At 39.6% G+C, this 24482-nt stretch carries 24 protein-coding genes and 1 rRNA gene; all 25 read right to left on the bottom strand.

The features are described from left to right. Nucleotides 1-79: ribosomal RNA gene (locus FA727_RS24520) — 16S ribosomal RNA — on the bottom strand; the annotation flags it as partial. A gap of 399 nt (nt 80-478) precedes the next feature. Further along, a complete protein-coding gene (lysS, locus tag FA727_RS22830; protein WP_194138562.1) occupies nt 479-1972 on the bottom strand; it encodes a lysine--tRNA ligase in 1494 nt (497 codons plus the stop codon). A gap of 196 nt (nt 1973-2168) precedes the next feature. Continuing rightward, on the bottom strand, nt 2169-3170 hold the full coding sequence (gene dusB, locus FA727_RS22825) for a tRNA dihydrouridine synthase DusB (RefSeq protein WP_136833758.1): 1002 nt from the start codon (nt 3168-3170) through the stop codon (nt 2169-2171). A 22-nt stretch (nt 3171-3192) separates the two neighbouring features. Further along, nucleotides 3193-3402: a helix-turn-helix domain-containing protein gene (locus tag FA727_RS22820; RefSeq protein ID WP_136833757.1), complete on the bottom strand. Its 210-nt coding sequence runs from the start codon at nt 3400-3402 to the stop codon at nt 3193-3195. Next, complete coding sequence (folK, locus tag FA727_RS22815; protein ID WP_136833756.1) at nt 3354-3881, bottom strand: 2-amino-4-hydroxy-6-hydroxymethyldihydropteridine diphosphokinase; 528 nt, start codon at nt 3879-3881, stop codon at nt 3354-3356. Before folK ends, FA727_RS22820 begins: the two co-directional genes overlap by 49 nt. Continuing rightward, entirely contained in the window at nt 3882-4241 is a 360-nt protein-coding gene (gene folB / locus FA727_RS22810; RefSeq protein WP_136833755.1) for a dihydroneopterin aldolase, read from the bottom strand. Beyond that, nucleotides 4234-5079, bottom strand: coding sequence for a dihydropteroate synthase (folP, locus tag FA727_RS22805; protein ID WP_136833754.1), 846 nt, complete (start codon nt 5077-5079; stop codon nt 4234-4236). Before folP ends, folB begins: the two co-directional genes overlap by 8 nt. A 204-nt stretch (nt 5080-5283) precedes the next feature. After that, entirely contained in the window at nt 5284-6207 is a 924-nt protein-coding gene (gene cysK / locus FA727_RS22800) for a cysteine synthase A (RefSeq protein ID WP_136833753.1), read from the bottom strand. Between the two features lie 185 nt (nt 6208-6392). Next, nucleotides 6393-7277, bottom strand: a complete 885-nt coding sequence (locus FA727_RS22795) for a peptidyl-prolyl cis-trans isomerase (RefSeq protein ID WP_246042022.1) — start codon at nt 7275-7277, stop codon at nt 6393-6395. A gap of 36 nt (nt 7278-7313) precedes the next feature. After that, the gene (hslO, locus tag FA727_RS22790) at nt 7314-8192 is read right to left on the bottom strand and encodes an Hsp33 family molecular chaperone HslO (RefSeq protein ID WP_136833752.1); all 879 of its coding nucleotides are present in this window, start codon (nt 8190-8192) and stop codon (nt 7314-7316) included. Between the two features lie 66 nt (nt 8193-8258). Further along, nucleotides 8259-9041, bottom strand: a complete 783-nt coding sequence (locus FA727_RS22785) for a type III pantothenate kinase (RefSeq protein ID WP_194138561.1) — start codon at nt 9039-9041, stop codon at nt 8259-8261. 180 nt (nt 9042-9221) lie between these two features. Next, nucleotides 9222-11201, bottom strand: coding sequence for an ATP-dependent zinc metalloprotease FtsH (ftsH, locus tag FA727_RS22780; RefSeq protein WP_136833750.1), 1980 nt, complete (start codon nt 11199-11201; stop codon nt 9222-9224). A gap of 153 nt (nt 11202-11354) precedes the next feature. Then, complete coding sequence (gene hpt / locus FA727_RS22775; RefSeq protein WP_136833749.1) at nt 11355-11906, bottom strand: hypoxanthine phosphoribosyltransferase; 552 nt, start codon at nt 11904-11906, stop codon at nt 11355-11357. Further along, entirely contained in the window at nt 11896-13329 is a 1434-nt protein-coding gene (gene tilS / locus FA727_RS22770) for a tRNA lysidine(34) synthetase TilS (RefSeq protein ID WP_136833748.1), read from the bottom strand. The genes hpt and tilS overlap by 11 nt, the downstream gene beginning before the upstream one ends. 186 nt (nt 13330-13515) lie before the next feature. Then, nucleotides 13516-14487 carry a serine/threonine protein kinase PrkT gene (gene prkT, locus FA727_RS22765; protein ID WP_136833762.1) on the bottom strand — a complete coding sequence of 324 codons (972 nt, stop codon included), beginning with the start codon at nt 14485-14487 and terminating at the stop codon, nt 13516-13518. Continuing rightward, nucleotides 14456-15193 (bottom strand): vWA domain-containing protein, encoded by a 738-nt coding sequence (locus FA727_RS22760; protein WP_136833747.1) that lies wholly within the window; start codon nt 15191-15193, stop codon nt 14456-14458. Before FA727_RS22760 ends, prkT begins: the two co-directional genes overlap by 32 nt. 118 nt (nt 15194-15311) lie before the next feature. Next, nucleotides 15312-17792 carry a stage II sporulation protein E gene (gene spoIIE / locus FA727_RS22755; RefSeq protein ID WP_136833746.1) on the bottom strand — a complete coding sequence of 827 codons (2481 nt, stop codon included), beginning with the start codon at nt 17790-17792 and terminating at the stop codon, nt 15312-15314. 448 nt (nt 17793-18240) lie between these two features. Continuing rightward, nucleotides 18241-18696, bottom strand: a complete 456-nt coding sequence (locus tag FA727_RS22750; RefSeq protein ID WP_126410813.1) for a S1 domain-containing RNA-binding protein — start codon at nt 18694-18696, stop codon at nt 18241-18243. A 130-nt stretch (nt 18697-18826) separates the two neighbouring features. Further along, nucleotides 18827-19213, bottom strand: coding sequence for an FtsB family cell division protein (locus FA727_RS22745; RefSeq protein WP_136833761.1), 387 nt, complete (start codon nt 19211-19213; stop codon nt 18827-18829). A 23-nt stretch (nt 19214-19236) separates the two neighbouring features. Beyond that, nucleotides 19237-19869 carry a spore cortex biosynthesis protein YabQ gene (gene yabQ / locus FA727_RS22740; protein ID WP_136833745.1) on the bottom strand — a complete coding sequence of 211 codons (633 nt, stop codon included), beginning with the start codon at nt 19867-19869 and terminating at the stop codon, nt 19237-19239. After that, complete coding sequence (yabP, locus tag FA727_RS22735) at nt 19866-20168, bottom strand: sporulation protein YabP (protein ID WP_136833744.1); 303 nt, start codon at nt 20166-20168, stop codon at nt 19866-19868. The genes yabQ and yabP overlap by 4 nt, the downstream gene beginning before the upstream one ends. A 91-nt stretch (nt 20169-20259) precedes the next feature. Beyond that, nucleotides 20260-20529, bottom strand: coding sequence for an RNA-binding S4 domain-containing protein (locus FA727_RS22730; RefSeq protein ID WP_136833743.1), 270 nt, complete (start codon nt 20527-20529; stop codon nt 20260-20262). Between the two features lie 54 nt (nt 20530-20583). Next, nucleotides 20584-22044, bottom strand: coding sequence for a bifunctional methyltransferase/pyrophosphohydrolase YabN (gene yabN / locus FA727_RS22725; RefSeq protein ID WP_246042021.1), 1461 nt, complete (start codon nt 22042-22044; stop codon nt 20584-20586). Between the two features lie 8 nt (nt 22045-22052). Then, a complete protein-coding gene (locus FA727_RS22720) occupies nt 22053-23663 on the bottom strand; it encodes a putative polysaccharide biosynthesis protein (RefSeq protein ID WP_136833741.1) in 1611 nt (536 codons plus the stop codon). Between the two features lie 264 nt (nt 23664-23927). Beyond that, nucleotides 23928-24464 carry a stage V sporulation protein T gene (gene spoVT / locus FA727_RS22715; protein ID WP_136833740.1) on the bottom strand — a complete coding sequence of 179 codons (537 nt, stop codon included), beginning with the start codon at nt 24462-24464 and terminating at the stop codon, nt 23928-23930. Nucleotides 24465-24482 lie beyond the last annotated feature (18 nt).

The following is a 24482-nucleotide window of genomic DNA, read 5'->3' as shown; positions in this document are numbered from 1 at the left end:
CAATATGCAAGCGCTCGACTTGCATGTATTAGGCACGCCGCCAGCGTTCGTCCTGAGCCAGGATCAAACTCTCCAATAAAGAGTAAGAATTAGCTCTTAATTTTTTCGCGTTAGCGAAAATGTTTTTCATTAAAATAAAACTAACGTTGACGTATGATTTGTTTAGTTTTCAAAGTACAATAATGATTTTTTTCGTTAGAAAAAATATCATTCCTTCGTTTTCGCTTTAGCGAAAATATCATTCATTTATCTTCACGACAGTGAAAATATTTTTCATTAATCGCTCAAAGGCGACTTTTTAATATTAGCAGAAATGACTTTCTGCGTCAATATCTTTTTTTAAAAACTTTCTAATGTCTGTCGCTAGTCTTAGCGGCAACAGATAATAATATACCACGATAATAATTCCGAAGCAACACTTTTTTCAAAAATCTTTTAGAAAAAATAAAAGAGAGCAAATTTGCTCTCTTTTAACATATTAACGATGACGCATTAACGGGAATAATAATACATCACGAATAGATGGAGAATTCGTTAGAAGCATTACCAATCGGTCGATACCAATTCCTAATCCACCTGTTGGTGGCATTCCATATTCTAACGCTTCAATGAAATCATCATCCATCATATGAGCTTCGTCGTTCCCTTGCTCTCTTTCTTTTAATTGAGCCTCGAAACGTTCTCTTTGGTCAATCGGATCATTTAACTCAGTGAAGGCATTTGCATGTTCACGAGCGACGATAAATAATTCAAAACGATCCGTGAAGCGTGGATCTTCTTCATTTTTCTTCGCTAACGGCGAGATTTCTACTGGATGTCCATAGATAAATGTTGGTTGAATTAATTTTTCTTCAACCTTTTGCTCGAAGAACTCGTTAACGATATGACCATATAACATAGAATCCTTAATCTCAACTCCATGTTCTTTTGCAAGAGCTCTAGCTTCTTCAACAGTCATCTCTTTCCAGAAGTCAGCACCTGTATATTCTTTAACAGCATCTACCATATGAAGTCTCTTCCATTCAGGCTTCAACTCTACTGTATATTCACCGTACTGGATTGACGTAGTTCCTAGTACTTCTTGGGCAATATGAGCAATCAGATTTTCAGTTAAGCTCATAATGTCTTTATAATCTGCATAAGCTTCATAGAGTTCAATCATCGTAAATTCCGGATTATGTCTTGTCGACACTCCTTCATTACGGAATACACGTCCAATTTCATAGACCTTCTCTAAACCACCTACAATAAGACGTTTTAGATGAAGCTCAATGGCAATACGCATATAAAGCTGCATGTCTAATGCATTATGATGTGTAATAAATGGACGAGCTGATGCTCCACCAGCAATCGCATGCATCATCGGAGTTTCTACTTCTAAATATCCATTGTTATCTAGATAACGTCTCATTACTTGAATAATTTTGCTTCGAGTAATAAATGTAGTTCTACTTTCCTCACTACTTATTAAATCAAGATAACGTTGACGGTATCTTTGCTCCACATCTTTTAAACCGTGGAATTTGTCTGGTAGAGGACGTAAAGCTTTCGTTAATAGTTGGAAGTCTTGAACTTTAATAGAAAGTTCTCCAACTTTCGTTTTAAATAGAGTACCGGTAACACCTACGATATCCCCTAAATCTGTACTTCCAAAAAGCTCGTACTGTTCTTCGCCAACAGCATCTACACGAACGTAGATTTGGATTTGTCCAGTTAAGTCTTGTAAATGAGCAAAACCAGCTTTCCCTTTGCCGCGTTTTGTCATAATGCGACCAGCAATTGTTACAGCAACATTCTTTTCCTCAAGCTCTTCTTTTTCAAGACCTTCATAAGCCTCTGTGATCTCACTTGTTAAATGAGAACGCTCAAAACGTTTACCAAAAGGATCAAGCCCTTTTTCACGTAAATCGTTCATTTTTTCTCGTCTAACTATCAATTGGTCATTTAATTCTTCCTGACTCATATTCATCATCTCCATTACAGCTATGTATTTCAAAATGATAATTGATTAAGGTACGCACATAAATACAAAAAATCATACTATACTATTTTACACAAAATATGTGAAAGAGACACCTATAACGTAATTTAAATAGAATAAAAAACTGCCAGTGATGACCGGCAGTTTTCTTTTACATCATAATGAAAGAAGCTACAGAAGTCAATTGTTAACCCACCTGGGCATCAGTTAACTCTTTGGCCTCTTGCTCTAAAACAAGTTCATTTAATAAATTCACAAGTTCGTCTCTAGTGTTACATGTATTAACAGCAGTGCGCGCTTTGGCATTTCCTTTAATTCCTTTTAAATACCAAGCTGCATGCTTCCGCATTTCACGAACAGCCACATATTCGCTCTTTAAAGCAATTAAGCGGTCAAGATGAAGGATGCACACATCGATTTTTTCTCTTACGGAAGGCTCACCCATAAGTTCTCCTGATTCGAGGTACTTCACCGTACGATAAATCATCCATGGATTTCCTAGAGCCGCTCTCCCGATCATAACACCGTCGCATCCCGTTTCTTCTAACATACGCTTCGCATCCTGAGGTGATTGTACATCGCCGTTTCCGATTAACGGAATGTTAATGGATTGCTTGACTTCACGGATGATGTCCCAGTTTGCTGCTCCTTCGTACAATTGAACGCGGGTACGTCCATGTAGCGAAACCGCGCTCCCGCCCGCTCGCTCAACCGCTTGGGCGTTTCTCACTGCATAAATGTGTTCCTCATCCCAACCCATACGCATTTTTACCGTGACAGGCTTATCAACATTGTCTACCACCGCAGAAACCATTTCATAGATTTTATCCGGGTCAAGTAACCACTTTGCACCTGCATCACATTTTGTGATTTTCGGTACTGGACAACCCATATTTATATCAATAATATCTGCGTTTGTGTTTTTATCAACGAACTTAGCCGCTTCCACAAGCGTATCTTTTTCACCGCCAAAGATTTGAAGGCTTAATGGATTTTCTCGTTCGTCAATATATAGCATATTCATTGTTTTTTGATTTTTTAAAACAATCCCTTTATCACTGATCATCTCAGCACATACTAACCCTGCACCAAATTCCTTAACAGTTAAACGGAAGGCTGAGTTACAAATGCCTGCCATCGGCGCAAGGACTACTTGGTTCTTCATTTCGATATTACCAATTTTAAGCACAGAATACCTCCTTCCCACCACACTATTCTTCTGGTGGTGTTAAATCATGTATGCTAATCTGTAGTATTTCTGCAACCTGTGCCACAAGCTCAGTTGTTGGCATGCGATTACCTCGTTCTACTTCTCCTAAAATAGAAACCGATACACCTAACTTTTCAGCAAAACCTTCCTGTGTATACCCTTTTAGTTTGCGAAAAGCGCGAATACGTCTTCCCCATTTTTCTGCTTCCATATCCGTACTCCCTCTCTATCAGATATTTTATCTAAACATTTCCGTAAAGGTTGATTCGTCCTTGGTAGCTTCTCGTTCGGACTAATCTCCAGGAGTGGAATTAATACAAAAGCTCTTTCTTGCATTCTTGGATGAGGAACAAAAAGCTTATCTGTTTCAATATTTTCTTGATTATACAGAAGAATGTCAAGGTCTATAACTCGCGGCCCCCATCTAATTATCCTTTTTCTCCCAAGACTGTGTTCGATTTCTAAGCAGCTATCCAATAATTCAGAAGGCGCCAAGGCTGTTTTAACTTCAATTACCATGTTTAAAAATGGATCTTGTTCCGTATAGCCCACTGGATCAGTTTCATAAATAGATGAAGCTCGTACTAACTCGATATGAGGATGTTCATGCAAAAGAGTTAAGCAATCATCAATGTTCTGATACCGATCACCGATATTTGTGCCAATGGCCAGAAACGCTCGATTCATAATTTATCTACTCCTTGTAATCTCCACTGCTACTGACTCGTAATGGCCGGGAATTGGTGGATCTGGTTTCGTTACCTTAACTGTGCAAGACGCCGCTCTCGTAAACTGCGAAAGACATGTGTCGGCAATTTTTTCAGCGACTGCTTCTACAAGCTTAAACGGCTCCCCTTCTACTATCTTCTTACACACCTCATACAATTCTCCATAGTTAATAGAATACGTTAGGTTATCGGTTTCCCCCGCTCGCTTCAAATCGACGTTAACCACTAAATCTACTATAAATCGTTGTCCTAAGCGATTTTCTTCTGGAAAAACGCCATGATAGCCATAGAACTCCATTTTATTTAAATAGATTTTATCCATGTACTTGTCCCTTTCCTATAAGAATGTCCATCATTTTCGCCATTCTACTTATTTGTTTCACATCATGAACACGGACAATTTGGCAGCCTTTCTGAATTCCGTAACAAACAGTGGCAGCAGTCCCTTCCGCTCTTTCATCAACAGGGAGATTCAACGCTTGTCCAATGAGTGATTTTTTCGACGTCCCTAAAAGTACGGGATATCCGATGTCGACAAGCCTATCCAACTGTCTCATCATTTCAATATTCTCGGAAAGATCCTTCGCAAAACCAATACCAGGGTCTAATATTATCTTATCGTCCTTCACCCCTGCGTTCTTTGCAATCATGATACTTTCAAACAAATCATTCACGACGTCACGATAAAAATGACCATAATCACGGTTATCACGATTGTGCATTAGAATAATCGGAACGTTATAACTTGCAGCAAGTGTAGCCATGTGAGGGTCTGCTTTTGCGCCCCATATATCATTTAGAATATGAGCACCTGCTTGAAGTGCCGCCTCTGCCACAGTCGATTTATATGTATCTATTGAAATCGGAACTGGGATTTCCTTAGAAATAGCATCAATCACCGGAGCAACCCGCTCGATCTCTTCCTCATCCGAAACTCTCTCATAGCCTGGTCTCGTTGATTCACCGCCAATATCAATAATATCAGCACCAGCCTCAACCATTTGTTTGGCATGAATAACCGCTTGTTCGATCTTATTGTATTTCCCACCATCAGAAAAAGAATCAGGTGTCATATTCAAAATCCCCATAATTAACGTCTTGTTATGATAGTCCAATGTGTACGGTCCACATTCAATCATTCGATTCTGTAATTCTGACATTCTACTCCTCCAAAACTTTCGCTTTCGTTTATTGTAGCATTTTAGAGTTCATTTCTAAAACCTTTTAAAGCTAGCACAAACCGAGAATGACTATAAAAGATTGTTAATTTTGCTCTATCGGGCCACCGGTAAACTAGGTAGCAACTCCATAAAATAGAAAAAAGCAATAGCCTAATGACTATTGCTCCTCTCAGAAATATATAATTACTCAAAAGAATATAATGGTGTACTTAAGTAACGTTCTCCGTTACTTGGGATAATCGCTAATACTTTCTTACCTTTTCCAAGCTCTTTCGCAACCTTTAAGGCTGCTGAAATCGCCGCTCCAGAAGAAATACCACCTAAAATCCCTTCTTCTTTTGCAGCACGGCGAGCAAATTCAAATGCTTCGTCGTTAGAAATTTGAATCACTTCATCGTAAACTTCTGTATTTAGAACTTTCGGTACAAATCCCGCACCAATCCCTTGGATTTTGTGAGGGCCCGGCTTTCCGCCAGACAATACCGGAGAGTCAGTTGGCTCAACTGCATAAATCTTGATATCAGGATACGCTTCTTTTAATACTGAGCCAGCTCCTGTGATCGTTCCACCTGTTCCGATTCCAGAAACAAAGGCATCAAGTTGGTCACCAAATTGTTCAACAATTTCTTTACCTGTTGTTCTTTTGTGTACTTCTGGGTTTGCAAAGTTTTCAAATTGTTGAGGGATAAAATAACCGTTTGCTTCAGCAAGTTCAGTCGCTTTACGAATCGCTCCACCCATTCCTTCAGGTCCTGGAGTTAAAACCAGCTCTGCTCCATAAGCACGAAGTAGGTTTCTTCGCTCTAAGCTCATCGTTTCTGGCATTACAAGAATCGCTTTATATCCTTTTGCTGCAGCGACCATCGCTAAACCAATTCCTGTATTACCGCTCGTCGGTTCAATGATTGTGTCTCCAGCTTTCAGCTTGCCTTGCTCTTCCGCTGCTTCGATCATCGCTAAGGCGATACGGTCTTTTACACTGCTTCCCGGATTCATGTACTCTAATTTTAAATACACATCTGCGCTGTTCTCATCAACAAGACGATTTAACTTAACAACTGGCGTTTGACCTACTAATTCTGTAATTGAATTGGCTATACGTACCATCATGACACCCCTATTTCCGAGTAAATTTATTGGATTAATTTAAATTTATCAATCCTCGCCCAAATTGTCAATCATTTTACTTTAAAAAAACTGAATATTTTTCATTCCAAAAATCTTCACAAAATCGACGGTTGAAGCCCTTCTAATCTAGTAAAAAACACGAGCACGCGCCCGTGTTTTTTCGCTTACTTTTCTCCGTAGAACCAGTCGACATTTACTTCATTCCAAAAATCTTCTACCGTCGAATGTCCTTGCATTTGCTCTAGAGCAATCACTCTTCTGATTTCATCTTTTACTTCTTTAAAATTATACTTTTTCCCTTCAATACGCTCATGTAGCAACGCAATGGCATAGCCGTCTTCGACTTGGATCGGCTCACTCCATTTGTCTGGCTTCAATTTTTCAATTGCTTCTATGTATTTCGGAGAGATAAACTCATCCTCTGCCCGAACGAATCCCATATCGCCACCTTGGCTTGCACTAAATTCGTCAATCGACATTTCCATCGCCAATGTGGAAAAATTTGAACCTTGTTCCAATTCCTTGACCGCTTGCTTAGCTTCATCAAGTGTTTTTACAACAATTTGCGAAACATGATAGGAAGTCGGAATGTTATATAGACTATTGTTTTCGTCGTAATACGCTTTTAATTCTGCTTCTGGAATTTCAACATCCTTTGTTAAAATTTCCTCTAACAGCAAACTAGCTTCAATTTGCTTTCGCCACTCTTCTTCGCTCGATGCCTCTGTTGAATTCCCATACATCGTTTTGACTAAAAGCATTTCCCGATCAATCGCAGCTTCAGGTACTTCAATATCGTATTTTTTCGCAAGTAACTCAACAACCTTTTGATCGATAAGCTCCTTAAGTACATCCTTACCGTATCTTGATTCCATGACATTCAGCCAGTCTTGTCTTGTGATTTCCTCTTTGCCTACCGTTGCAACAACCTCACCTGAGCCAAAGCCCGTCCCTTGTTTAGTTAGAAAAAAAGCAACGGTTAGACAATTTATTAAAATAAGGCCAGCAATTATCAACCATAGCTGCTTTTTCTCCAACTTTTTTTCCAAACCGATTCTCCTCCAAAAATTGATCTGAATCATCGTCTATTTTGCTTCCTCTATTAAATTTTCTAATTCTTCTTTTGTGTAATGATACGTCTCATTGCAAAAATGGCATTGTGCCTCTGCTTTGCCATCTGTTTCGATCATATCTGTAATCTCTTCTTTTCCAAGCGTCACAATCGCATCCGCAAATCTTTCTTTTGAGCATGAACATGTAAAAGAGACCGGTTGTGTTTCAAGAAAACGGACATTGCCTTCGCCTAGAACCTCTTCTAATATTTCTTCCGGAGTTAGTCCTTTTTCAATCAACTTCGAGATTGGCGGGATTGTTTTTAAGCGCTCTTCAATTTGAGTAATCGTTTCATCCTCTGTACCAGGTAATAATTGAATGATAAATCCTCCAGCAGCAAGAATGGTATTATCTGGATTCACTAAAACACCTACTCCGACAGAAGAAGGTACTTGCTCAGATTTTACAAAGTAGTAAGTGAAGTCTTCCCCAAGCTCCCCTGACACAATCGGAACTTGACCAGTAAAATAATCTCTTAAACCAATATCTTTAACAACTGATAGGAATCCACTTGTACCAACAGCTCTTCGCACATCAAGCTTCCCATGTTCATTCAAATCAAAGTGAACTTGCGGATGAGTTACATACCCTCTAACATGTCCCTTCGCATCCGCATCAACAAGTATCGGTCCGAGTGGGCCATCCCCTTCTACCTTGACCGTTAGCTTTTCTTCGCCCTTCAGCATAGAACCCATCATAACTCCAGCTGAAATGGAACGTCCTAAAGCAGCTGAAGCCGTTGGCCATGTTTGATGGCGTCTTTGTGCCTCTCCTACCGTTTCTGTACTGCGAACAGCATAAGCACGTACCTGGTCATTGTAGGCCAATGCTTTTACTAAATAATCACTCATTGTTTTACCCCTTTCAAGATGCATATCATTAGCTGTATTTAAAATACCCTCAAGCTTAATACAACCTTATTTCTTTATCGTTTCCATGTTTCGTTTATAAATGAGCTGGAGACCCTTTAATGTTAAATAGGGATCAACAATATCAATCACGTTTGTTTCTTTCGCAATCAAACCAGAAAGTCCGCCCGTTGCAATAACCTGTAGGGTTTCTTTGCTCTGCTGCTTCATTCTTTTCACAATCTCTGTCACTTGACCTACATAGCCATATAAAATACCCGCTTGCATGGCCGCAACGGTATTTTTCCCGACTACTCCATCTGGTGGAGGTACAATTTCAATACGCGGGAGCTTCGCAGCCTTTTGGTAAAGTGCCTCAGTCGAGATGTTCACACCTGGTGCGATTGCTCCGCCCATATATTGCTTATGTTCATTGACATAGCAATACGTCGTCGCCGTTCCAAAATCAACAATAATCAACGGACTACCATATTCATGAATCGCAGCAACAGCATTCACAATGCGGTCTGCCCCTACCTCACGCGGGTTCTCATACTTGATATCCAACCCCGTTTTAATTCCCGGCCCTACTACAAGTGGCTTAATATGAAAATAGCGTTCGCACATTCTTTCTAACGCTAACATAATCGGAGGAACGACTGAGGAAATAATGATTCCTTTAATCGCAGAAAGCTCTAACCCTACATGATCGAACAAGCTTTTAATGACAATGCCATATTCATCTTCCGTTTTATTTCGATTGGTTTCAATTCGCCAATGGTACTTTAATTCATCTTTATCATAAACGCCAAGAACCATATTTGTATTTCCGACATCAAAAACAAAAATCACCCGGATCACCACTTTATCTAAATTAAAGACACAACATTCATATTCTGCCAACATTTTAACACAAATAAAGCCACTTTTCGCAACATGTTGCTTTTAGGAAAAGCGGAAATCTCGCCGAAAGGATAAATCTCTCGTTCCCACAACACAAAAGGTGCCCCAAATTTAGGGCACCTCATTCATTTACTCTTTTTTATCTTCGTCTGTTGAAGTTGGCGGTACTTCAAAACCATCATCTGTTTTTCCTAAGTCGACAGCTTCAGGCTTTTCTGTGTTTTCCTCGTCCTTCTTCACGCTAATATTAACCTTCACTTCGTCATCCGTAGATGTAGTTCGTTCAGGTAATGTACCATGGTCAAATAAATGCTTAATTTGTTCAGCAACGAGTGTTTCCACTTCTAATAAAGTATTCGCAATCAAATCGAGTTTGTCACGATTTTCAGTGAGAACCCTCTTCGCTTTTTCGTAGCATTCCTTAATAATGCGTTGAATTTCTAGATCAATTTCATAAGCAATTGCATCTGAGTAATTCTGTTCATTATGAAGGTCGCGACCTAAGAACACTTGGCCTCCCTGCGGCTGACCAAATTGCAACGGTCCTAATTTATCACTCATACCGAATTCTGTAACCATTCGACGAGCAAGGGCAGTTGCGCGTTGGAAGTCATTGTGTGCGCCTGTGCTCACTTCACCAAAGACGATTTCTTCAGCAACACGGCCTCCAAGTAATCCAACGATTTTATCAAGAAGCTCAGGCTTTGTCATGAAGTAGCGATCTTCTTTCGGTAGCATCACGGCATATCCACCAGCTTGACCACGAGGGACGATCGTTACCTTATGAACCATTTCAGCTTCTTCTAATACGACACCAATGACAGTGTGGCCGGCCTCATGGAAGGCAACAATGTTTTTCTCCTTCTTGGAGATAACACGGCTCTTTTTCGCAGGTCCTGCAATCACGCGGTCTGTTGCCTCATCGATATCATCCATATCGACTTTCTTTTTGTTGCGTCGAGCAGCCACAAGTGCCGCTTCATTTAATAAATTCTCTAAGTCTGCTCCAGAGAATCCTGGGGTACGAGCTGCAATCGCCTTAAGATCAACCGAATCATCTAACGGCTTATTGCGAGCATGTACTTTCAATACAGCTTCACGTCCATTAACATCTGGGCGGTCTACTGTAATTTGACGGTCAAAACGTCCTGGACGTAATAACGCTGGGTCCAAAATATCTGGGCGGTTTGTAGCAGCAATGATGATAATTCCTTCATTCGCTCCGAAACCATCCATTTCAACAAGCAATTGGTTAAGGGTTTGCTCACGTTCATCGTGACCTCCACCAAGACCCGCTCCACGCTGGCGACCAACTGCATCAATTTCATCAATAAAGATAATACATGGTGCATTTTTCTTCGCATTTTCAAACAAATCACGAACACGGGATGCCCCGACCCCAACAAACATTTCAACGAAATCCGAACCACTGATTGAGAAGAACGGCACGCCAGCTTCTCCAGCCACTGCTCGAGCAAGCAAGGTTTTACCTGTTCCTGGAGGTCCCACAAGGAGTACCCCTTTAGGAATTCGTGCGCCAACTTCTGAGAACTTACGAGGATCCTTCAAGAATTCTACGACCTCTACAAGTTCTTGCTTTTCTTCATCTGCACCCGCAACATCCTTAAAGCGGACTTTCTTCTTTTCGTCATTGTAAAGCTTTGCTTTACTTTTCCCAAAGTTCATCACACGACTTCCGCCGCCTTGAGCTTGGTTCAATAGGAAGAAGAATAAGATGAAAATAATGATAAATGGAATAATCGAAGTGAAGAAGGTTACCCAACCACTTGTTTCCTTCGCAGGCATAACTGTTACTTTCGAAGCAGCCGCTGCTTTATCCACTTCATCTAATAGCTGTTCACTATTCCATACATATGTTATAAAGGACTTTCCATCCTCATAACTCTTAAGGCTTCCTCTTACTTCGTATACCCCTCTTTCAGGCTGAATGCTTAGTTCCTTAACTTCACCTGCTTGTAAATGGGTAATAAATTCATCATAAGACATATCTTCTGTCGGCTCATTATTTCCATTGAAGAAACTTACAACACCAATAATGACCAAAAATATTAGTAAATAAAAGATGGTATTGCGAAAAATGCGATTCATCCCTTACCTCCTCCCACGGTAAACAACTATACTAACTAGTATCATAGTGATTTATTTGAAACCAAGGATTTGTCTTTTTTCGATAAACCCTTAATTTTCAAGCGTGTCTATGCCTATATTTTATAATAGGAATTGAAAAATAATGTTATTATTTTACGCTTCTTCTTTTGTCGTATATACCTCTGGTTTTAAAACACCAATATATGGTAAGTTACGATACTTTTCTGCATAATCAAGTCCATAGCCTACAACAAAGGCATCAGGAACATCGAAGCATACATAATCGGCTTTGATATCTGCTTTTCTTCCAGATGGCTTATCAAGAAGTGTAACGATTTTGATGGACTTCGCTTTACGATAGCGGAATAGTTCCACTAAATAACTTAAAGTTAGACCACTATCGATGATATCTTCAATAATTAAAATATCACGACCTTCAACAGAAGTATCTAAATCCTTAATGATTTTCACTTCACCTGAAGATACAGTGGAATTTCCATAGCTTGATACATCCATGAAATCCATTTCTAAATAGCAATCCACTCTTTTTAAAAGGTCACCCATAAAAGGCATTGCACCCTTTAGGACACCAATCGCTAATGGGAAAGAATCCTGATAATCTTCAGTTAATTGCTTTGCCATTTCTTTAATTTTTGCTTGAATTTCGTCTTCAGTAATCAAGATTTTTTCAATATCATTTTTCATGTTTTGCTGTGCCCCCTAGAAGATCATTGCTTATATACGTTAAAAGAATAATTCTTTGACTCGCTTCACAATCATGAACCGTATAAAGATTCGACTTTTTTAGCCCTGGCACCCAAATGATCTGGTCATTTCGGTCGGTAACAACGGGCCAACCATTCCGCTTATGTATCGGAACCTTTTCATCAATAAAAAGATTCTTTAGTTTTTTCGTTCCATTCATCCCCTTAATGGTCATCCGATCCCCGTTTTTACGAGTACGAATGATCATAGGCAGAACATCCTCCTCCATATAAAGGAGATGTTGAGTTGGAGTCATATTTTTCACCACATCATCACGGAGAATTTCTAACGTTAGTATGTCTCCATTTGGCAAAATAACCTCTCCAGGCTCATTAACCTCTAGTTTATAGGATGTTTGATTTTTATGAGTATGGAATTGAAAGTAGCACTCCTGGTAGGAACGAACTACCTTTAACCCACTTGGAAAATCTAATGTTCCAGAAGGATGAGGACTTTTTAAAATGAAAAAAATCTTTTCAATATGTATGGCGGATAATGAAGCAGGTCTTACCTTATAAAGATAGTTTAATATTAGTTGAATCCCTCTTCTTTGTAAAGGCAAAGGCATTAGATTAAACGCTTCAATATCAATGGAAATTCTAGTACTCGTTTTCTCTGTTATGACTGATTCCAACCGCTCTTCTGTTAGCTGGATCAGAAATGCTTCATCTCTTTCTAACTCTTCACTGAACCGCTGAAATTGCTCATGCACTTGCGGATTTTCTTTTCTTAAAAAAGGAAGCATATATTTTCGAAATCGATTTCGGCTGTACACATCCTTTTCATTACTCGGATCTCTTCGCGGTTCTAGTTGATGAAGCCGGCAATATTCCTCGATCTCTTCCCTATTCAAACAAAGGAAGGGGCGTACAAGTACTCCATTGTGAAATTTTCGTGAAAAAGGAATTCCAGCTCTAGCTTTCCCAGTGCTACCTCTTGTTAATCGCATTAAGATGGTCTCAATTTGGTCATCGCCGTGATGTCCAAGCGCCAAGTACGACAGCTTATTTTTGTCCATAACCTCTTGAAAAAAAGCATATCTACATTCTCTGGCGGCTACTTGCGAACTTAATCCCGATTTCTCCATATGTGCAGGGATATCGATTTGCGTCATTTCAAAAGGAATCTTTCTGTTTTCACAAAAACGTTTAACAAAAAGAGCTTCTTCTTCTGATTCTTCGCCCCGAAACATATGGTCAACATGAGCAACCCAAATTTGTAGATTCCATTTATCTTTTTGACTCCACAAAAAATGGAGAAGAGCTAAAGAGTCTGGACCACCAGAAACCCCTACTAAAATGCCTTGATTTTTAATAGAGAATTGTCTCTTCTCAAAGAAAGCCTCTACTTTTCTTTCCAGCATATTTTTCGCTTCCTTCTAACGCTTACTATTCTCTATTAAGCTTACCATTAATGAAGTTCAAATCACAACAATTCACATGATCGTTTCAGCAATTAAAGATTAACACATAATCTTCATAGATAGAGTACGTATGACACCCTCACTTTGTTTCAAATTTCCGCTGGTTTATTTTTTCTCTGCCAAAAATCATATTCCAAATATATAGAGGAAGTAGAGTACAGAAACAATTGTTACTAATAGAGTGGTTTCAAACCAGCCCCCTTTTCTTTTTTGAGGCGTTTTAGGGGTATACCTCTGGGTCTTAACATGGGCTCTTATTCTTTGTTGTGGCGAGGGCGACACTACTGATTTTGTCTGACTTCCAATCCCTTGGATCATATCCATTCTCATTTGCTTTGCCGACTGATAATTTCCTTGAAGTGCATTTAATATAATGCCCTCATACTTTTTCAATTCTGACTTTTGCTGAATCATGCCACGTAGCTGATTCAGGCCTCCTGTTGTCTTATTAAACCTTTTGGGATAAGCCATATTCATCATAATCATACCTACAGCAAATAGATCATAGGTTGGGTCTGCCTTTCGAGAACCCAATCCCCAGTATCCTCGATCATAGAACTCCGTAAATTCTTTAATCGCTCTCCCCTGCATCGTGGTGCCGCCAACATCAATACAACGAATTCGTGGTGGCGGTCCCATCACAATTAAATTTTCCGGCTTCAAATCACCAAAAACCCAACCTTGCTTATGTAGGGTGTGGAGATCTGAGAGCAATTGGAGAACAAGAACCTCGGTCCATCCATTCCCTTTTTGTTGGATAAAGGTGAGTAGATCTGGACCGTCTATATACTCCATGACATAAAAGGACACCGTATGATTTCTTTGAACCCAATCGTCTACGTCAACTAAAGAAGGTCCGAGGGATGACCCTTGGACCTTTGCGAAGGATTTGAGGACATTAACCTCCGAAGTGATCGACATTCCATTGTCGCTCATTTTTAGCGCTACCTTTTGGTTATGAAATTGTGCCAAATAGACAATTCCGTTCGCCCCAAATCCTAATTCTTTTAGTATCGTATAACGATGATGGTGCCATTTCCCTTCGATAATCGTTCCTGGACTAACTTTACATAGATTCTTCAAAGTACTGTTCATCATCACGAGATAGCAGACTCCTTAGAGAACGTTTTTTCTTAAAATAAGCACAAGCTTCACGAATGGCAGGACCTGTTGGGGTAATACCTCCCGTTGTCAGCTTAGGGAAAATACTTGTTAATGATTCAAGCTGTGGTGTCCAATCCAGCAATTTTTCGACATCTTTCTTTTTCCCGGGAAATACAAATACCCCAAATTGATTATTCCCCGAACGTGCATTAAGGCTCAAAGACAGGTCCAATAAGGCTTCTTTCACAGTCGGAAGCTTATTTTTCATGCTGGCACTTGTGTCGACAAGAATCAACACGTCCAAATTCACGGTTTCACCAAGCTCATCGACCACTTCCATGACTTCGCCCCTTTGTTCAGGCGGTAAATCCTCTACCGACTTCGAATCTCCAAGAATTTGTCGAAGTTCTTTGTTCACAACCCCTTGTAAGGTTTGCGTCATCGCCTTTCTTGTCACCATTTGCACGGTTTGAGATAATTTCTGCGCATAGACAACCTGGCTAACACCACCACCTGACATCGCAATACCTTCTATTTCCTTCATTCCTTTTTCATCAATTGTATCGTGCTCCATCACACCAATCACATTCACCGTTATGCCTTGCTCCTTTGCTAGAGCAGCCATTGCAATCGGATCTTCCCCTTGATTTGAGCAGCCATCCGTAATCAATAGAATTTGTTTGATTGTTCCTGGATTCATCCTTTCTCCTCCTCTTCACAGGTTGTTACCATTTTCGTCACGAAGAAGAGGAAATATACATGAGGAAAAGGATTAGTTTACTCCGTTGCAACTTATTCTATTCTTACCGAATCCCCCCTTAATTTGCTTTTTTACGATATTTGTTAATTGGAATCGTTGCCCACTTCGGTGTATTATGCTTGATTTTCGTAACGACCACAGTCATATCATCTTCAATCGCATTGCGAGAGCGAATAACCTCCTCCATAATCAAATCGGCAACTGCCTGCGGATCATCTGTATCAAGTTCTCCAATTTTCCGTTTCATCCATAAATCATAATTTTCCACATGCCTAGGTCCTTCAAACACTCCATCACTCATCATGATTAATAAATCACCTGCTTTTAACTGTTCATTCACCACCTCAACATCGAAATCTTGTAATATCCCAATTGGTAAGTTACTAGCCTGAATTTTTTTCACGGTGTTTCCTCTTTTAATAAAGCTTGGAATTGAGCCTACCTTCAAAAATTTAGCAGAGGCATTCTGTAAGTCGATCATGGCTAAATCTAGCGTCGAGAAAATTTCGTCAGTTGTTCGCAGTGAAAGAATGGAGTTAACCGATTTGATCGCGAGTTTTTCTTCAATACCGGATTGAAGAATTTTTTGTAAAAGCTTTAATGTTTCTTTGCTCTCGATATGAGCCCGTTCTCCATTTCCCATCCCGTCACTTATGGCGACTGCATGCTTCCCCCCATTCAATGTAATCATCGAATAACTGTCTCCCGAAACAAATCCTCCGTCCTTTGCCGCATGGGCAACCCCTGTTTCAATCGTAAAGGCCTTCGCAGAGCGGAACGTCACGTGGCAAAAACCATTTGGATACGTGGCGCATTCTTCCGAATTCACGATAATCGTTTCTCCTAATATATCTGAAAGCATTGGAGCAATGAGTTTCTCGCACTCTCCATGTCCGTTGCAGTACGGAATTGTCATATCAATGTCCACATTGCCTTGCTCCAAGCTATAAATTTCCACATGCTCAATATGAAGCCCAAAATCCTGAAGGGCCAAATAGATTTGCTCTTCCTGCTGATGGTGGTTATCTCGTTCACGTTGAATTTCTTTTGCAAAATTCCCCATCACTGTCGATACACCTAGCAATTGATCTGCTACAAGTCTGCGACTCTCTTGCACTTGTTTCTTAAGCTTTTGATTTGCTTGAAATAACGTAAGCTCCTGTTGAACGGTATTGATTACTTTTTGCGATTTTGAACAATGCTTGTTCCAATCACGGGAAAGCTTTGGAGAAATTTGTCCATCATTTTCATCCATTTCATGCATAATGTCTTTCATATACTCATAGGTTGTATTAAAGTTCCTTGCCCAGCAATAGTCTTTCTTAAAACACATTTGACACGTTTTCTCCGTGACATTGCTTAGAAAATGATCTACGTCTTTTGATTCACGCTCTTCCCAATCATTTATTTCATCATAGGCGGAAAAGCTATTTGAGAGCGCTTGAAAAACAGATGAAAACTGTTCGACTCTTTTTGCCGTAACGTCACGCATTTTCCTCATATAATGTTGCTGTTCTGCTGCGTATTCTGATGTACCAGGGATAAATTTGGCCAATTTCGAGGTCAAGCTTTGCGGTGTAAGTAAAAAAAGTAGAATGGCTGCTGCTGATTCTAATAGACTCTTATCAAGATTCGCACTTCCATCACCGTACATCCCAATTAGTAGAGTAGAAATAAAAAGACCGATCGCCACTCCAATCTTTTTCCCTTCTTGTAAAAGCCCACCTAGTAACCCAGAAAAAGCAAGCAGACTCATATGAAAGAAACTCGTTACATTGGCCAAGCTAAAAATAAGCCCTGTTACAACACCTACGGTTGAGCCCACTGCTGCTCCTGCTACTAATGCAAAAACAAGAACTAAATAGCGAGACATGACATGCTCCAACGACAGGTCATATATAGACCAACCAATCGTTCCAGTCATGACAGAGGCGAGCATGATGATAAGACATACTACTTCTTCCGTCTTCAGTGTTTGTCTTCTTTTATTCGTCAAAATGAGTGGGATACTCTGTAAAAAGATTAATGTCAGGATAAATCCTAAGCTTGCTTCAACTCCCGCCATCATTGTTTCATAGAGAGAGATTTGCTTCGTCATAATGAAGCCCTTCGCAAGCTTACTTAATAGAATGGTGAAAAAAACAAAGAATGGCAGTGCTCTAAATTCGTTTTTTAACCAATTAAGAGCAATACGATAAAAAATCAGAAAAGCGACCGAAACACCAAAAGCGTAAACTGCATCGATTATCGTATGGGTGGCAGCTCCTGCAACTAGACCTAGTAAGGTTATAGGGGTGCGTTCTCTCTTTAATAAATAGACAGCCGCAAAAAAAGGAAGGATAAATGGGGTAAGCGTTGACAAAATTAATGCTCGCCCAAGCAAGAATCCGATAATAAACAGGATATACCCTTTCTTTAAAAAGAAGGTATCGAGCTTTAACTGGAGCTTTTTCATCACACCAGATAAATCTGGTCTTGCTTTACTATTTAGATTTAAACCACCGACAGGCTCAATAAGCATCCGTTCTACCTTGTCCATAAAAATTACACTCCTCACTTTTTGGATTAATCATCATAATGACTTCAAAACGGACTATTATCACGTTCGATGTAGAGATATCTGCAAATGCAAATATTCAACAATCGAAGCGTTCCAACCATCCGTCTCTCGTTTCGTATTTAAACATTATGAAATTTAATAGTTGTTGATTATTATAAGGAGAATCATTTCAGAAGTTTGTCAAAATTATGGACAAGCTTTTATTTTTTGTTCGACTGATTTCATGTTTATCCACGAAAAGGAAACAAAATGTAGCCACGTATTCGCAAGAATCAGGACTTATTCATCGCTCATAATTAGAGATTTTGCAGATTTATAAATAAATGACAGGTCTAAAATACTATTTATTTACAAACAAAAAAAGCAAGTCATGTAGACCTGCTTTTACGATAGAAAAAACTAAATATATATTCAATTCAGCAGCAAGTTAGCCTCTTCTAGCGCCTCTTCCGCCACGCTTTGATTCTGTGTTACGTTTTAAAGAAGATAGGCGGTCTTCACTATCCTTTAAGAACCGAGCCATTTTTGATTCAAAATTTTCTTTAGGAGCGCGACTATCATTCGTTCTTCCTTGACGAGCACGTCCTCCTTGACCTCTTGAATCGCCACCTCTAAAGCTTTTTTCAGGTCTAGCTGGTCTTTCAGGTTTATCTATTGCCTTCTTAATGGAAAGACCAATTTTCCCATCCTTCTCAACGTTGATGACCTTCACCTCAACCTGGTCACCTACTTTAAGATGGTCATTGATGTCTTTTACATAATTGTCTGCGACTTCACTAATATGGACAAGCCCTGTTGTACCTTCTGATAATTCTACAAACGCCCCAAAATTAGTAATGCCGGTTACTTTTCCTTGTAACTTGCTGCCTACTTCGATTGACATAAAAAAATTTTTCCTCCTTAAGAATTTAAGAAATCTTACTTGGGTCAACTTCCAATAAATATAATAATAACGAAATTGATCACTACTATATATTATACAGAATAGGAAAAAAGAGTGTCAATAATACAAGCTATTCGGTTGTTTTTTCCTTTTTTTCCTTAGTTGGGATATTAAAAATGAACTCTCCCTCTTCTGAAAGGAAATACTCCTTACGAGCAAGCTTCCCGATGTACTCATCGTCATTTAATTTTACAATTTCTTCCTTTAAAATCTTCTCATCTTTCTTTAGGCCAGTAAGCTCGGAGTTCAACTGTTTTTGCTCCTGCTTAATCTCATCTAAAGAGGAGGCCTGCGAAATGAGGGTGGAAATCATAAAATACGACATCACTCCAGCAAAAAGGACGAAAACAACTAATCTACGAAGTAAGAGTTTTTTTCTTCTTTTTGCTCCAATTTCATTACGTTCTTGCTCCAGAGCATAGCCTGACTGTAATTTTGTAACACTGCGATTATTCATTGCACCCACGTTCGCACCCTCCTTTACTTTTTATATTTTTTCAACTTGGAAATTAGTTTAATAATGATATTCTTTGTTTTATGGAAAAATCCTGCAAATTTATTATATAACTTCTCGAGCATTTTTTTAATCTTTTTCGGCAATAAATTCCATAAAAGAATAATTAGCCACCCAAAAGGCTTTAAAGATACCCTTATAACAGATAATAAGACCTTAATAATCCACTTAACAAGGGCATAAAGTCCCTTTCCTAGCATAACTATTAAAGAAATTATCGCAAGAAGGAGTGAATAGATTGGCTTATAGATCAAAATATGGAAGGCTTTGACGAAAAACCGATAAATAGAGATTACCATCGAAATGACAATCTCTAGTAATCTTAAGTATCCTCGTTTCAGTAGACTTTGATAGGCTGCAAATCCACATAATAGTGCTAGAAAAATATAAAATCTTAATTCCCCTTTGTTAACCAAGAACAAAACATAGAAAATAGACAAGCCTTGTAAGAACCAAAAAAGGATGTCGTTTATGAATACCAACCAGCTTTGTCGCTTTGATCTTTGCAAAAACCGGTTGTAAGTATCGAGGGCAGCTCCAAAGTAGCTTCCCATCCCGATCATCGCGATCATGGTTAGAAATTGAGTCGAAAGCGTCATCGGAACAACTTGCTAAAGAAGCCTTTAGCCTTCTCCCCATGCTGGTCATCAAGGTAAACAAGATCAAAGATTTTCCCCTTAATCGACACGATTCCTTTGTCCACATCAAGGTTCTTCATTTGTAGATTTTGACCCTTTATCGCTAAGAACCCCATTACCGTTTCAAGGAGAAATTCTTCATTGTCAAAGCTCTCTACTTGTTTTACTCCTGTTATATCTAACAGTCTTCTTCCCCTCATGATGACGTCATGTTCTTGTACAGGGGCTTTCGGTGTATTTGAATCATAATATTGGCTCATTTATTCATCCCTCACTTTTTCCAAATACGCTTTTGTACAAGTGTATGAGGAAATGTGCAGGAATAGAACAAGCTTTCAGAGTCGAGGTAAGTTACTCTTCTGTGTCAATAAGCTTTTCTTCAGAGACAACGGAGTACATTCCAGCTGCTTCTTCTTTTTTTGTTGTTTCTTGAAGTTTTTCGATTTTGACGGTGACTCTTTTTTGGCCAAAACGAACGGAGAGTTCGTCACCGACTTTTACGGTTGAGCTTGCTTTGGCGACGATTCCGTTGATGGTGATTCTTCCTTGGTCACTGACTTCTTTTGCTAATGTTCTTCTTTTGATTAGTCTGGATATTTTTAAAAATTTGTCTAGACGCATATGATTCACTCCAAATTATAATTTCTTATATAAGTGTTGATAACAACAAAATTATTAAAACCCTTTGCTTTTTGCTTCATTCCAAAAATGGTCTAGTTCCATTAAAGTGAATTCACTGAACTCTTTGCCAGTTTCTTTGACTCGTTCTTCTACGTAGGAGAAGCGACGTTTGAATTTTTGGTTGGTGCTTAGTAGTGCTTCTTCAGGGTTGATTTTTAAAAAGCGAGCTATGTTGATGAGGGCGAAGAGAATATCTCCAAACTCTTTAATGAGCGCTTCTTGGTCGTTCGATTTCATTTCTTGCTCAAACTCTAGAAGCTCTTCTTTTACTTTGAGCCAAGCATCTTCTACATGCTCCCAGTCAAAACCGACTTTTGCCGCACTTTTTTGCAATTCGTAAGCTCGTAATGTACTCGGAAGGTTCTTGCTGACCTTGTCTAATAGGGAAGTAGTTGTCTCTTCTCCTTTTTCTTCTCGCTTGATTTCCTGCCAATTTTTCACCACGTCATCGGCCGTTTCAGCCTGTACATCACCGAAAACATGCGGATGACGGCGAATCATTTTATCCGAAATGGATTCAATGACTTCCGAAATAGAGAAATAACCCTCATCCTCCCCGATTTGGGCATGAAGCATGATTTGTAAAAGGACATCCCCTAACTCTTCAATCATGTGATCGATGTCTTCCTCGTTGATCGCCTCGATCAGTTCATAGCATTCTTCGATTAAGTACTTTTTCAATGATTGATGGGTTTGCTCTTTATCCCAAGGGCAACCATTTGGCCCACGAAGTGCTGCAATAATTTGGCGAAGCTTAGAGAAATCTTTATAAAGAATCGTCTCATCTGAAAGAGGAGGAACATAAACCGAAGTAAGGTTATTCAATGTTACTTCCCGATCCAGCTCATACAGAAGAACCTTTGTCACCTTTTCTTGTTTACTTCCAGCAGCCGTAACGATATACACTTCATAATCATCTGGAAGCTTCTCCATCAAGGTTAATTTAACTTCGGACGCGATAAATGTGTCATAGACTTGCCCAATGATCACGTGCTGGCGGATTTCGATTTCATCTCGATGAAGACTCGTCCCGTCTAAAAGCTGAAAGCCTTCAATTGGATCCATTTTAACCGCTTGAAAAAGAGGATCCAGAAAGCTTTGTCCGCCACTAATTTCTATCTTAATACCTTGCGCTTCCTCTCGTTCTAAAAGCAACTGCACTGTTCGCTCTGCAACAAGTGGATGCCCTGGTACGGCATAAACAATCGAATCCTTTTCTGCAAGATGAAACAATTCACGCGTTATTTCCTCGTATACCGCTTCAAAGGTGTCGTGTTTTTCATAAGTCTCATCAAAGGATGCAAACGAAAGGCCCTCTTGCTCCAATTCCTTAATAACCGGATGTTCCTTTGTGCGCAAATAGATATGTTTCGATTCCTTTAGCAAACGATAAATCCCTAATGGGAGCTGTTCTAAGTCGCCAGCCCCTAAACCAATGACAACAATTTTATTCAAAACTTCCTTCATCTCCTTTTTCTATTTGGAAATAAATATATGATTCTACTCCCAAAGGGCAGTAGTGTTAATTCTTCCTTTGTAAAAATCCCCGTCCGAATCACAACTAGAAGATAGGTGAGACCTCCAAATGCAACGGCACCTAATGCTTGTATCGTAGCGATTAGACGTTCATGGCCAAACAAATATAGATAATCCGTCAAATAGATAAATCCTTTTAAAACAAAAAACATCGTGAGCGATGATGCGGCCGCCTTCACCAAAAATAATCCAAGCTTCAAACGGTGTTGCATCAGCATTTGCAATCTGATTAAGAGAATGACTATGATGAGGCCTAATGCACCATTGGATGCCCACGCAGCTCCCAGCGTTCCGAACTTTTGAACAAGAACTAGGTTTAAAACATATTTCATTCCGAATCCAACTAGCACGATTAGAGCTGGGAAAAGCGTATAGCCAAAGCCCTGAAAAATAGCAATCAGAGTAAGAATGATTGAACCAAAAAGGACTGTACAGCTTAACAGAGCAAGAACATTTGAACCATTGCTGTTTTCAAATAGCATGATATTGGTTGGCTCCATAATGGTCATTAATCCTACAGTTGCACCGAGCCCGATAGCAACGCTTACTCTGAGTGATAAGTGAACCTTTTCATTCAAACTTTGCATGTTTTTCTTCATCCGTTCACTTGCTATTAGCGGGACAAGAGATAGAGACATGGATGTAGCCACAATGGTTCCTAACTGAATCAATGGTTGTCCCCGATCATAAACCCCTTTAAGTACTTTAGCATCTTCTCCATTTATGCCACTTGCTATGAGCAAGGCATATAAATTCAAGGAATCAGCAAGCTGAAGGAGAAGAAGGAGCATTCCACTGATACAGACAGCAAAACCTTGTACAAATAGAACCTTAAAAATTCGACAGGATTCTTTAAAGCTCAAACTATGTATCATTTCTCGAATATGAATGGATTTATAATCTTTTTTTGCCCAGATAAAGGTCAGTAAGATCAGTGCACCAATTAATCCACCTGTTATTGAACCAAAGGCCGCACCCGCCCCCACTTCATACATGTTGTAATTTGCTTTCACAAAAACAAAGGCTGTTACTAAAATGGTTCCGACTCGTATGATTTGCTCCCCAACCTGCGAAGTAGCTGTCGGAATCATGTTCCCAACCCCTTGATAATAACCTCTCAGTAGAGCGGTAATAGGAGAAATCAGAAAAACAACGGAGATTACACGAATTAAGATCGATAGCTTCGGATCGTTCATTTGCTCCCCGATCCACTCAGCCCCAAAATACAGAATGGTAAACAATAAGATACCAAGGATAAGTAGAAAGAAGGCAGAGATTACGATTAATTTTTGCTGGTCTTCTCGACTTTTCTGTTCTATATAAAGTTTTGAAATCACAATAGGAAAGCCTGTAGTGGCAAGCACCAGAGCGACTCCATACAGTGGGTAGACTTGCTGATATATGTAAAAGCCCGTATCCCCGACAATATTTTGAAAGGGAATCCGATACACTGCACTTAAAATTTTGATGATGAGCGCGGCAACGGTTAAGACAAGGGCTCCTTTTACTAAAGTTTTCGATTGATTAACAGGCTGCACAAGCCGAACTCCTTCCAGAACACGATTTCAACTGCCTGTATTATAGCATAAGAAGGTTTCCTGAACCTTCCTTAAGAAGAAGGCATAAGAAAAAGGCAGCGGGTAAGCTACCTTTTTTGAGGATATGAATTCAAATACTATGAGGTCCACTTTTCTATCTGTCTAGCTCCGAGCGCTATCGGCTCTACAGTCAATCTGTCCAGCGCTGCTAGCCAGCTCGCCTTATGCTTGTCGCCGATGGGCAAGCGCTCTCCGCTTTTCTATCTAAGATTCCATCTGTCTCGCTAGGAATCCTGCTGCGGTTTCGACGGCTTTTTGTTCGACTTCTCCAAGCGAACCCTCTTTTGTGAATATAATGACTGACCCGATTGGATCCCCGTTGGCAATAATCGGACCGACTACATAGGAAGAAATCGTTTCTTCATTTCCATCTACTAACGACAGTCCACCTTGTTCCGTTTTCAAAACTGAGTTGCGATCTTCCATCGTTTTTTCTATAGTTCCACTGATGTTCTTATTCAAATAATCCTTCTTCGATCCACCTGCTACAGCAATATAGGTATCTCTGTCACATATTAATACTGGATTTCCCAAGCTATCAAATAAAGCTTCAGCATACTCTTTAGCAAAATCGCTTAACTCACTGATGGGAGAATATTTCTTTAGAATGACTTCACCATCGCGGTCCACGAATATTTCTAGCGGGTCCCCTTCACGAATGCGAAGGGTTCTGCGAATTTCCTTCGGAATAACGACACGACCCAAATCATCGATTCGACGAACAATACCAGTTGCTTTCATCCAACGTTGCCTCACTTT

It is taken from the genome of Robertmurraya kyonggiensis, assembly GCF_005116465.1.
Lineage (GTDB): Bacteria > Bacillota > Bacilli > Bacillales > Cytobacillaceae > Robertmurraya > Robertmurraya kyonggiensis.
Note: the sequence above shows the minus strand (reverse complement) of the source record. Positions and strands in the feature narration are given on the sequence as shown.